The sequence below is a fragment of the Exiguobacterium sp. SH31 genome, from assembly GCF_001816105.1.
Taxonomy (GTDB): Bacteria; Bacillota; Bacilli; order Exiguobacteriales; family Exiguobacteriaceae; genus Exiguobacterium; species Exiguobacterium aurantiacum_A.
Genome location: NZ_LYTG01000092.1, coordinates 1 through 10429, shown reverse-complemented (window position 1 = coordinate 10429; position 10429 = coordinate 1). Strand labels below are relative to the sequence as shown.

At 52.0% G+C, this 10429-nt stretch carries 14 protein-coding genes; 5 read left to right on the top strand and 9 right to left on the bottom strand.

Annotated features, from left to right (window positions below; translation table 11 throughout):
• Positions 1-75: 75 nt before the first annotated feature.
• The 9 genes from trxA to A6395_RS12855 all read right to left on the bottom strand — a co-directional run bounded on the left by trxA (position 76) and on the right by A6395_RS12855 (position 7669).
• Entirely contained in the window at positions 76-390 is a 315-nt protein-coding gene (gene trxA, locus A6395_RS12895; RefSeq protein ID WP_070327741.1) for a thioredoxin, read from the bottom strand.
• A gap of 107 nt (positions 391-497) precedes the next feature.
• Positions 498-1463, bottom strand: coding sequence for an electron transfer flavoprotein subunit alpha/FixB family protein (locus A6395_RS12890; RefSeq protein WP_071399340.1), 966 nt, complete (start codon positions 1461-1463; stop codon positions 498-500).
• Positions 1464-1477: 14 nt separating this feature from the next.
• A complete protein-coding gene (locus A6395_RS12885; protein ID WP_071399339.1) occupies positions 1478-2251 on the bottom strand; it encodes an electron transfer flavoprotein subunit beta/FixA family protein in 774 nt (257 codons plus the stop codon).
• Between the two features lie 79 nt (positions 2252-2330).
• Entirely contained in the window at positions 2331-2909 is a 579-nt protein-coding gene (locus A6395_RS12880; protein ID WP_070327744.1) for a fatty acid metabolism transcriptional regulator FadR, read from the bottom strand.
• An 80-nt stretch (positions 2910-2989) separates the two neighbouring features.
• Entirely contained in the window at positions 2990-4663 is a 1674-nt protein-coding gene (locus A6395_RS12875; protein ID WP_071399338.1) for an AMP-binding protein, read from the bottom strand.
• Positions 4664-4799: 136 nt separating this feature from the next.
• Positions 4800-5276 (bottom strand): DUF4825 domain-containing protein, encoded by a 477-nt coding sequence (locus A6395_RS12870; RefSeq protein WP_071399337.1) that lies wholly within the window; start codon positions 5274-5276, stop codon positions 4800-4802.
• Between the two features lie 12 nt (positions 5277-5288).
• Positions 5289-6422 carry an ABC transporter permease subunit gene (locus A6395_RS12865; RefSeq protein WP_071399336.1) on the bottom strand — a complete coding sequence of 378 codons (1134 nt, stop codon included), beginning with the start codon at positions 6420-6422 and terminating at the stop codon, positions 5289-5291.
• Complete coding sequence (locus A6395_RS12860; RefSeq protein WP_071399335.1) at positions 6412-7293, bottom strand: ABC transporter ATP-binding protein; 882 nt, start codon at positions 7291-7293, stop codon at positions 6412-6414. The genes A6395_RS12865 and A6395_RS12860 overlap by 11 nt, the downstream gene beginning before the upstream one ends.
• Positions 7268-7669 (bottom strand): GntR family transcriptional regulator, encoded by a 402-nt coding sequence (locus tag A6395_RS12855; protein ID WP_071399334.1) that lies wholly within the window; start codon positions 7667-7669, stop codon positions 7268-7270. Before A6395_RS12855 ends, A6395_RS12860 begins: the two co-directional genes overlap by 26 nt.
• Before the next feature lie 179 nt (positions 7670-7848).
• Here A6395_RS12855 and A6395_RS12850 point away from each other — a divergent pair, with 179 nt between their 5' ends.
• The 5 genes from A6395_RS12850 to A6395_RS12830 all read left to right on the top strand — a co-directional run.
• A complete protein-coding gene (locus tag A6395_RS12850) occupies positions 7849-8595 on the top strand; it encodes a hypothetical protein (protein ID WP_071399333.1) in 747 nt (248 codons plus the stop codon).
• A gap of 121 nt (positions 8596-8716) precedes the next feature.
• Positions 8717-9112, top strand: coding sequence for a MarR family winged helix-turn-helix transcriptional regulator (locus A6395_RS12845; RefSeq protein WP_252100542.1), 396 nt, complete (start codon positions 8717-8719; stop codon positions 9110-9112).
• Between the two features lie 22 nt (positions 9113-9134).
• Entirely contained in the window at positions 9135-9773 is a 639-nt protein-coding gene (locus A6395_RS12840; protein ID WP_071399331.1) for a nitroreductase family protein, read from the top strand.
• A gap of 15 nt (positions 9774-9788) precedes the next feature.
• Entirely contained in the window at positions 9789-10082 is a 294-nt protein-coding gene (locus A6395_RS12835) for a putative quinol monooxygenase (protein ID WP_071399330.1), read from the top strand.
• Position 10083: 1 nt separating this feature from the next.
• On the top strand, positions 10084-10429 hold a 346-nt coding region (locus tag A6395_RS12830), incomplete at its 3' end, for a DUF1304 domain-containing protein (RefSeq protein ID WP_071399329.1).

Here is a 10429-nt window from a genome sequence, read left to right as displayed (position 1 = left end):
CTCACTAAACTCCTTCTTCCCTAACGAAGCCAACAAAAAACAGCCGATCGGTCTCCCGATCGGCTGTACGTTTTATTATTTTGCTGACGCGATAAACTCTTTAAGCGCTTCTTTTGGTTGGAAGCCCATTGTTTTCGAGACAGGTTGTCCGTCTTTGAACATCATGAGTGTCGGGATGCTTTGGATTTGGAAAGCGCCCGCTACTTCTGGGTTCTCGTCAACGTCGAGTTTAACGATTTGGACTTGGTCGCCCATCTCTTGATCGAGTTCTTCAAGAACCGGTGCGATCATGCGGCACGGTCCACACCATGCTGCCCAAAAATCAACGAGGACGACGCCCTCTTTCACTTCTTGTTCAAATGTTTGAGTCGTTGCGTGTTTAATAGCCATTTGGTAAATACCTCCCCAGTAAGATGAGACAGTTCAATTAAGAACTCTCTTGCATTTCATGTTCAGAGTATACCACGGAGGGTAACTTTCCCCAAACGTTATGCCCATCAGCTATTGACGAGGTGTTTTCGGAACTCTTCCGTCAAGAGCGGGACGACGTCGAACAAGTCGCCGACGATGCCGTAGTCGGCCACGCTGAAGATGTTCGCTTCCGGGTCCTTGTTGATGGCGACGATGACTTTGGCGTTGCTCATCCCGGCCAAGTGTTGAATCGCCCCAGAGATCCCGCAGGCGATATAAAGGTCCGGCGTGACGACTTTACCAGTCTGACCGATTTGGAGTGCATAGTCGCAATAGTCCGCGTCACAGGCTCCCCGTGAAGCACCGACCGCGCCGCCGAGCAGTTCAGCGAGTTCTTCGAGCGGTTTGAAACCGTCCTCGCTCTTGACGCCGCGTCCTCCGGCGACGATGACTTTTGCTTCCGCGAGATCGACTTTACCGGTCGCTTTACGGACGACTTCTTTGACAATCATAGCAAGGTCTTTCAATTCGACGGCTGGCGTCTCGACCGACACGCTCGCCCCCGCTTGCCGTGGAAGTGCGTCGATGTTGTTCGGACGGATCGTGAAGAACATGACCGAATCTTTGAACTTCACTTTCTCGAACGCTTTACCCGAGTAGATCGGACGGACGAATTCGGCGTCTCGCCCTGAGCCTTCGATCGAGACGACGTCACTGATGAGACCGGCGTCAAGACGGGCCGCGAGTTTCGGTGCGATATCTTTTCCGAGTGCAGTGTGACCGAGGACGATCATGTCCGGTCCTTCTTGGTCGATGACTTGGCGGAGCACTTGGCCGTAACCGTCCGGCGTGTAATGTTTGAGTCGCTCGTCTTCAATGACGAGGACGCGCGCTGCGCCGTACTCCCCGAGTTCAGTCGCGAGTGCTTTGACGTCATCCCCAATGACGACTGCCGTCACGTCGTCCGTCAGTTGTTTCGCTGCGGCGATCGCTTCAAATGATACGTTCCGTAACGCGCCTTCGCGCGCTTCTGCGAGTACTAAAGCTTTCATATGTGATGTCCCCCTTAAATGACTTTGGCTTCCGTGCGAAGTAATTGAACGAGCTCGCTCACTTGTGTCGACGTGTCCCCTTCAAGGATACGTCCCGCTTTCTTCTCTTCCGGCAAGAACCGTTCAATCGTCTCGATTTTCGCGCCGATCTCGTCTTCGTCGAGGTCAATGTCTGACAACTCGAGTTCTTCGAGCGGCTTCTTCTTCGCCTTCATGATGCCAGGAAGGCTTGGATAGCGCGGTTCGTTCAACCCTTGTTGTGCCGTCACGAGGAGTGGAAGATTGACTTCGATCACTTCGGTGTCCCCTTCGACGTCACGCGTGACCGTCGCCGTCGTGCCGTTAATGTCGAGCTTCGTGATCGTCGTCACGTAGTTCATGTCGAGCAGCTCGGCGACGCGCGGTGCCACTTGCCCGCTGCCGCCGTCGATCGCGACGTTGCCGGCGAAGATGAGGTCTGGTGCCTGGTCTTTCAAGTACGTGGCGAGCACTTTCGAGATCGTCACGTGATCCGCGTCCTCGACGTCGTCCTCGATCGAGATGCGGACCGCTTTGTCCGCACCCATCGCGAGCGCTGTCCGTAGTTCTTTGTCCGCGTCGTCCGGTCCGACCGTCACGACCGTGACTTCTCCCCCGAGATCGTCACGCTTGCGAATCGCTTCCTCGACCGCATACTCATCGTATGGGTTAATGATGAACTCAGCACCGTCTTCTTGAATTTCCCCGTTCTCAAGTTGGATCGCTTCCTCTGTATCGAACGTACGCTTCAGCAACACAAAAATATTCATCGTAGTTCCCCCTTTAGGTTGTTCGCACCATCATCCATGAATCAGCATTCATTTTTTGAGCTAGCGAGAGGGCTTACGGTTAAGCAAGCCCTTTTTTCAACATATGGTGTACTTTCGGTAACGTCGACATCAAGTCGTACTTGAAGCCGCTCGCCATCCAACTCGTGACCACTTCATCGATCGTGCCGAAAATCATTTGTCGCGCCAGCCGGTAGTCGAGGTCCTGGTCAAACTCCCCGGTCTCGATGCCGTGCTTGACGACCGCATCGATCAAGTTCAAATACGGCTTCAACACTTCACTGATCTTTTGGCGGAGCGCCAAGTTCGACTGTCTGAGCTCGATTTGCGTCACGACGGCGAGGTCGTAGTCGACCGACAGCTGCTTGAGATGCGACTCAATCAACTGGTACAGCTTGTCGCCTGCCGTCGTCTCCTGCTCGATCTGTTGCTTCGAGTAGTCGATGAACAAGCCCATCTTCGTCTGGAACAGTTCGATCAACAGATGCTCCTTATTTTTGAAGTACAAATAAATCGTTCCGTCCGCGACACCAGCTTCTTTGGCGATGGCTGTCACCTTTGCACCGTGATAACCATGGTCCGCGATCACTTTCACTGCCGCATCGATAATGCGGTCACTTTTTGATACATTCTTTTTCATAGACACCCATGCTCCTTATTGCTGCAGAAAAATGAATGATGGTTCATTCATTTATTATTCTATCATGTCAAAGAGAGGTGTCAACTGCTTTGTTTCACTTGTTTCGCCTTCTCTTCGTCGACGAGGACGCGGCGCAGGATCTTACCAACGAACGTCTTCGGCAACTCGTCACGGAATTCATACAGCTTTGGTACTTTATACGCCGCGAGCTTCTCACGGCAATGCTTGTCGAGCTCGTCTTCGGTCACATTCACCCCGTCCCGCGTGACGATGAACGCTTTGACCGTCTCACCGCGGTAAGGGTCCGGGACACCGATACAGACCGCTTCCTTGACGGCCGGATGTTCGTACAGCACTTCTTCGATCTCGCGCGGGTAGACGTTGAAGCCGCCGGCGATGATCATGTCTTTCTTCCGGTCGACGATATAGAAGAACCCGTCCTCGCCCATATAGCCGAGGTCACCGGTCGCGAGCCATCCATCTTTCAAGACGGCCGCCGTCTCTTCTGGTTTTTGCCAGTAGCCTTTCATGACTTGCGGTCCATTCAGGAACACTTCGCCGATTTCACCGACTTCAGCCGGTGTCTCGCCGTCTGCCTTTACAATTTTAGCAGAAGTATCGGATAACGGCACCCCAATCGAGCCGACGATGCGTTTATCCCACAAGAAGTTTGCGTGCGTCACCGGTGACGTCTCGGACAAGCCGTATCCTTCGACGATGCGCCCGCCCGTAATGTCCTCGAACTGTTCTTGCACTTCGACCGGGAGTGGAGCCGATCCTGATATACACGCCTCAATCGAGGACAAATCGTATTTCTTCAGTTTCGGGTCATTCAAGATGCCGACATACATCGTCGGTGCGCCTGGGAAGAAATGTGGTTTCTTCTTATTGATCGTCTTCAAGACGTCGGTGACGTCAAAGCGCGGCACGAGAATGAGTTCATACCCGTTCGCCATCCCGAAGTTTAAGCAACACGTCATGCCGTAGACGTGGAAGAACGGGACGACGCTCAAGACGCGCTTCTCGTCACCGCGGTTATATTTATAGAAGAAGTTCGAAATTTGGTCGACGTTCGCCGTCAAGTTGAAATGCGTCAACATGACGCCTTTCGGCAGTCCGGTCGTCCCGCCCGTGTATTGGAGCACAGCGACGTCTTGTTTCGGGTCGATCTCGATCGGTTTGACCGGTCCAAAGTTCTTGAAGTCCTTGAACGCGACCGAACCCGTCGTATCGATGACGATATTGTTCTCACGTTTCACTTTGATCGGGTACAGCTTATTTTTCGGGAATGGCAGGTAGTCGGCAATACTCGTCGTGACGATCGTTTGAATGTCCGTCTTCTCTTTCACCCGGAGCGACTTCGGATAGAGGAGATCGAGCGTGATGACGATCTTCGCGCCGGAATCGGTGATCAAGTTTTCAAGCTCGTGCTCGGTGTAGAGCGGGTTCGTCTGGACGACAGTCCCACCGGCATACAGGACGGCGTAGAACGAGATCACGTACTGTGGACAGTTCGGGAGCATCAGGCTGACCCGGTCCCCTTTTTGCAACCCTCTCGACTGCAACATCGTCGCCAAACGGTGGGCCGCATCATCGATTTGGGCAAACGTCAAATCCTTGCCGATAAACGAGACGGCGGTCCGGTCCGGGAAATCTTTAGCGGCGCGGCTGAGTGCCTCATAGAGTGGTTTCACCTCGTAGTCGATCGTTTCAGGCATGTCAGCTGGATAATCTTGTAACCACGGTTTTTCCATTGATTCTCCTCCTTAGAATGAATAGCCATTCATTTAATTCCATTATAATGCTAAGAAAACGCTTTCATCTACCCTTTACCCGATAATTTTCAGAAAATATCGAAAAAAAGTGCATGGATTCAAAAATCCATACACTTTAGACGCGTCTGAAGTACGCTTCAGTTTGCTCTTCATTCCCAATTTTTTCATCCAAGCGGGCAATCAACTCTTCTTCTTTCTCGATCGTCGAGAAGTCGATCCCGAGCCACGCCTCCATCTCGGGACGAGAGAACGCGTATGTCCGGTTCGGGAACGCGAAACGGACGATCTCCGTATTTTGTACGAGCGTGAAATACGTCGCCGCGTTACGGATGGCGAGTTGCTCCTGCTCGATGCGCTCAATCTCCGGATCATGATAACGGACGGTCAAGCCATAGGGACGTTTTTTCGTCTGCAGCTCAATCGACTTATAACAGTCGTGCATCGGCAACGTCTTGGCGATGCCGACGACAGCGTTGATATCGCCGACGTATGTGCCCTCGTATTGAAAGGCACTCGGGGGCCGCTTCGAGGGATCACTACACCCTGAAAGTACAAACAGTAATGCGACGAGCACCAGACCGAACCGTTTCATGATACGTCCTCCTTAAGATTTGAGTTGCAGGTTGAAGCGATAGAGCAAACGTTTGGCGAGCAAGTGGGCGAGGAAGCCGCCAATTAAGAAGCCGACGATGTACAAGACGAAACCTGTCTGGAACGCGAACGACGAAAGGATGATGCCCCCGAGCATGGCGAAACAAAGAACCATGAAGACGTGGACGAGCCAGAGCCAGTTCGAGAACATGAAGAAACGGCCGTTGTTCTCTTGCGGGGCTCGGTTGAACATCCACAGCCCAAGACCGAACGATAAGGCGATGAAGGCGAGGGCACTCCATGGCGCGATTGCGAGGAACTTCTGCCATTCCTGCTGTCCGTCGAAGAACTCATACATGTCAACGTTGGCAAGGTTCGAGAGCGGAGACAACACACGCAAGAACACACTTTCGTACATGCTATCAAAGAAGGTGTACGTATCATCGTATCGTTGTGTAAAGGCGTAAAATGAACCTTGCACCAAGGCGACGATACCGACCGGGAAAGCAAGGGCGATCGCCGTCCAGATGACTTGTGAGATCGACTCACCGCCGAATGAACCCATCCAGAGCGAGAGCGAGAAGAACGAAATGCCGCTCAGCATCATCATGAGGACGAGTGCGGCGACTCTCACCGTGTTGCCTTCCATCAAGAACGCATAGTCCGAGAAATGAATCAATAAGATCATGAGTGTCCCGCCAAGGAGTGACGACACGATAAGGCCAATCGTTCCAATCAACCATTTCGATATGTACAGCTGAGTTCGTGTATAAGGAAGCGACATCGTGAAGTCGGACATTTGACTGTTTCGTTCCGCTCCGATCAATACGGAGGCCATAAGGGCACCGAAAATCACGTACAGGAACAAGACACTCCCCAACGGAATCATTATTCGTAAATCTCCAATCGAGTAGCCAGAACTGTTATCATTATTGAATAATTCTTCCTTCGACATCTCAGAAACATCACCGTCGAACCATGGTGCATACTCGGCTGGATTTTGCTCGATATTGCGGAGCTCTTGATCAAAGTATTGCATCTGTGACCAAACCGGCAACGTGAAAGCGATGATGCCGAGGAACACGAGCAAAATCCATAACAACGACACTTGTTTCCAATCTTTTTTCAACAACACGTTAAATGACACTTGTCTCACCTCCTAATTGGACACGGAAGATGTCTTCGAGCGACATCGGAATCTCTTCGACGAGCATCGGGTCGTGGGCGTCGACGAACGCGTCGAGCTCTTGTGTCCGTTCTTTCGCCATGAACAAGACGACGCGTCCCGTCACGTTGATGATTTCGATATCTTTTCGTTCGAGCAGTTCGACCGGTACTTGGTCGTTGAAGACGACTTGCAGCTTGACGCTCGACTCACGAGCCTCTTCAAGCGACATGATCGCTTTGACCCGTCCCTTCTCGATCATGATGATGCGGTCGGCGATCCGCTCGAGCTCGTGCAGCTGGTGGCTCGAGACGATGATTGAGCAGTTGCGTGCCTCGACTTGGGCGATCATCAGTTTCAAGACGTCGGCCTTGGCGACGACATCGAGTCCATCGGTCGGCTCATCGAGCAGGTAATAGCTCGCTTTGACGGCGAAGGCGAGCGACAGCGTCACCATCGCTTTCTGCCCTTTGGACAACTGACGGATCTTTTTATTACCGATGTTGTAGCGCGTGAGCGTCTCGGTGAACGCCGCCCGGTCGAACGACGGATAGATCGAGGCGTACAAGTCCATCGCCTCGTTGACGGTGTAATGTTTGAGCGCGTCGGCTGAATCCGGAACGAAAATGACGTCCCTCTTCAATTCGGACTTCTCAAAAATGCTCGATGGCCCGTAGCGGACGTCCCCGGTGTCCGGTCGGATGATGCCGACCATCGTCCGGAGGAGTGTCGTCTTGCCGGCCCCGTTACGACCGACGAGGGCGATGATCTCTCCTGGTCTGACCGAGAAGTCGATTGCGTCGAGCACGGTTTGGCGGTCGATTCTCTTACTCAGTTGCTGTACTGTCAGCATGGTTCTCCCCTACTTTCTTATACTCTGTCTCAAATAGCGTCATCGCTTCTTTAAGCGACACGTTCGCGTAATGGCAATCGATAGCGAGCTTTTGGATGGCTGCGACGACCGGCGCTCGTGACGCGTCCTGATCAATCCAGTCCATGGAGACGAACGTCCCGCGCCCGCGATGCATCTCGAGAAGTCCGAGCCGCTCGAGTTCTTGGTACGCCTTGCTGACGGTGTTTGGATTGATGACGAGGTCCGTCGCGAGCTCACGGACCGACATGACTTTGTCGCCTGGTCGTAAGATGCCGCGGATGACGAGCGCTTTCGTCTGATTGACGATTTGTTCATATAAAGGTTCTGCACTTTTCATATCAATCTTATATAACATGGGTCACACCCTCTCTTATAAACGTGGTATAAGTGTATTATATGTATTAGTACACGTAAAAGCAATAGTTCTTAGAGGGCACTTTCAGTTTACAGGGAATTGGGAATAAATAGAATACGACTTTGGACCGAGACGGGATTCGGTCTTTTCGGGTACATTGTAGTAGAGGTGAACAGAAAATGAAGAAAAGGTTGTTAATTGGCGCAGTCGGCTTGCTCGTCGCCGGATCGATGTACGGGAGAAGCGAAGCGACGGAGCGCTATACAGACTACATCTATGACACGTACGGGGAGCGTGTCGACGTCGACGTATCGCAGGACTGGAAACTGACTGGATACAAGGCGACGTTCAAACTGGAGACGACACCGCTTCGCGGGACGTATTCCGCGCGGACGTATGGGGACGGCACGATCCAGGACGATGTCATGCCTGCCTACTGGGTAAAAGAAGCCGAGACGACGCTACACGACCGACTCGTCACCGCGAACGTCTTGTCACGTGAAGAGACGGTCCGGGCGAACGTACCGGAAGACGCGGTGCGAATGCGCGACGTAAATACAAAGAAACCGACGTCTATCTTCGAACTGAATCCAGAGACGTTTTTAGGCGCTTCCGTCATGCTGCACGAAGCATGGAACGACACCAATGAACAGAAACAGCGCGTGCTCGACATCATCCGTCTGCTCGAGGACGACGTGGAGTCGATCCATTTCTCGTTCGACGGGACTCCGAACGAGGATGACGACTTCACCGAGCGCTATTTGAACGTATCACGAACGCCCCAAGCCGGCGATCCGTCGTTCAATTCACTCCAAACGATCGACGACTTGAACCGCCACGACCGCTTATACGGCTTTGACAAGACGACGTTCATCAGCGAATACCGATTTGATGGTACAAAAATCGAGCGAGACACTGCCGACTAATCTGGTAGTGTCTTTTCTCGAGTCGTCTTGCTTTACAGAATCAAATAGACTTGCTAACATTTGACTTGTCAATGATTGATGAGTCAAACATGAAAGGTGGGACGCAATGGAACTACGAGACATGAGTCGATTACTTTATCAAATCAAACTCGCCGACCAGCGCGTCGCGACATCGTTCGAGCGCGAGACAGGCTTCAGCCTGACCCGCTACGAGATGCTCATGATCGTCAACGACAAAGGCGTCTGCTCGCAAAGCGAGATCCAACAAGAGATGAAGATCGACAATGCGGCGATCACCCGTCACTTGAAGATCCTCGAGGAGAAAGGCCATGTCCAACGTGAACGGAACGTCGCGAACAACCGCGAAGTGTTCGTCCGCTTGACGGAGACAGCGACACGCGAGTTGCAGCACTGTGAACAAAACCATGATCAGACGAACCATTTGATCGCCAAAGTATTATCGGAGTCGGAGATGCAACAGCTATCCACCCTGCTACAAAAATTAAACAACATTTAAAGAGAGAAAGAGGAGATTACCCATGGCAACTACATTTGAAAATAACACATTAACGGACGTAATGCTCGACAGAAAATCAATTCGCGTCTATGACGAAACGGTCAAAATTCCACAACTCGAAATGCTCGAGATGATCCAAGAAGCGACGACGGCTCCGTCGTCAGTCAACATGCAACCATGGCGCTTCGTCGTCGTCGAGAGCCCGGAAGCAAAAGAGACGCTCAAACCGCTCATCCGCTTCAACGTTCGTCAAAACGATACGTCGGCCGCGATGCTTCTCATCTTCGGTGACATGGAATGCTACGAGCTCGGCGAAACAATCTACGATCAAGCCGTCGCTGAAGGCAAGATGCCACAAGAAGTACGCGACCAACAACTCGACGCTATCATTCCTTACTACAAAAACTTGTCGAAACAAGAGATGAACGACATCGTCAAAATCGACTCAAGTCTCGCTGCGATGCAGTTCATGCTCGTCGCCCGTGCCCACGGTTACGACACGAACCCGATCGGTGGGTTTGAGAAAGACCAGCTCGCTGAAGCATTCGGTTTAGACAAAGACCGTTACGTGCCGGTCATGATTCTCTCGGTCGGTAAAGCGGCAGAAGCAGGCTACCAATCGGTCCGTCTCGACGCAGAAACGATCACAAACTTTAAATAATCGGAGGAATTCAACATGATCTTAGTGAATGCCATTTTTGATGTGAAAGAAACGGAATTTGACAACTTCTTAGCCGATATCAACAAGCTCATCGACTCGTCGAAACAAGAAGACGGTTGCTTGAGCTATGAATTGTTCCAATCGACATCGTCGGAGAACCGTTTCGTCATGATTGAGAACTGGGCCGACCAAGCGGCAATCGAACGCCACAACCAAAACCCGGACTTGATCGCTTTCGCCCAAAACGTAGCCAACTACGTGACGGCGAAACCGGTGCTCCATGTGACGGAAGTCGCTTCGACCAACTAACATGTCTTCGCTCACACTCGTCCTCGGAACGCTCGTCGCGCTCGAATTCTTCTACATCTTGTATTTAGAGACGTTCGCCACTCGTTCGAAAACGACGGCTCGCGTCTTCAACATGACGGAACAAGAGCTCGCGCGCGACTCCGTGTCGGTGCTGTTCAAGAACCAAGGCGTCTATAACGGATTGATTGGTGTCGGATTGTTATACGGTCTGTTCGTGAGTCAATCGATTGAAATCGTCACGATGATCCTCATCTATATCGTGCTCGTCGCTTTGTATGGCAGTGTGACAAGCAATAAAAAGATCATCCTCACGCAAGGCGGATTGGCGATTTTAACGCTGTTGTCCA

What these genes read in the sequence shown, in the direction of transcription:
- trxA (WP_070327741.1), bottom strand. Translation starts at nt 390, where the DNA reads ATGGCTATTAAACACGCAACGACTCAAACATTTGAACAAGAAGTGAAA.
- A6395_RS12890 (WP_071399340.1), bottom strand. Translation starts at nt 1,463, where the DNA reads ATGAAAGCTTTAGTACTCGCAGAAGCGCGCGAAGGCGCGTTACGGAAC.
- A6395_RS12885 (WP_071399339.1), bottom strand. Translation starts at nt 2,251, where the DNA reads ATGAATATTTTTGTGTTGCTGAAGCGTACGTTCGATACAGAGGAAGCG.
- A6395_RS12880 (WP_070327744.1), bottom strand. Translation starts at nt 2,909, where the DNA reads ATGAAAAAGAATGTATCAAAAAGTGACCGCATTATCGATGCGGCAGTG.
- A6395_RS12875 (WP_071399338.1), bottom strand. Translation starts at nt 4,663, where the DNA reads ATGGAAAAACCGTGGTTACAAGATTATCCAGCTGACATGCCTGAAACG.
- A6395_RS12870 (WP_071399337.1), bottom strand. Translation starts at nt 5,276, where the DNA reads ATGAAACGGTTCGGTCTGGTGCTCGTCGCATTACTGTTTGTACTTTCA.
- A6395_RS12860 (WP_071399335.1), bottom strand. Translation starts at nt 7,293, where the DNA reads ATGCTGACAGTACAGCAACTGAGTAAGAGAATCGACCGCCAAACCGTG.
- A6395_RS12855 (WP_071399334.1), bottom strand. Translation starts at nt 7,669, where the DNA reads ATGTTATATAAGATTGATATGAAAAGTGCAGAACCTTTATATGAACAA.
- A6395_RS12850 (WP_071399333.1), top strand. Translation starts at nt 7,849, where the DNA reads ATGAAGAAAAGGTTGTTAATTGGCGCAGTCGGCTTGCTCGTCGCCGGA.
- A6395_RS12845 (WP_252100542.1), top strand. Translation starts at nt 8,717, where the DNA reads ATGAGTCGATTACTTTATCAAATCAAACTCGCCGACCAGCGCGTCGCG.
- A6395_RS12840 (WP_071399331.1), top strand. Translation starts at nt 9,135, where the DNA reads ATGGCAACTACATTTGAAAATAACACATTAACGGACGTAATGCTCGAC.
- A6395_RS12835 (WP_071399330.1), top strand. Translation starts at nt 9,789, where the DNA reads ATGATCTTAGTGAATGCCATTTTTGATGTGAAAGAAACGGAATTTGAC.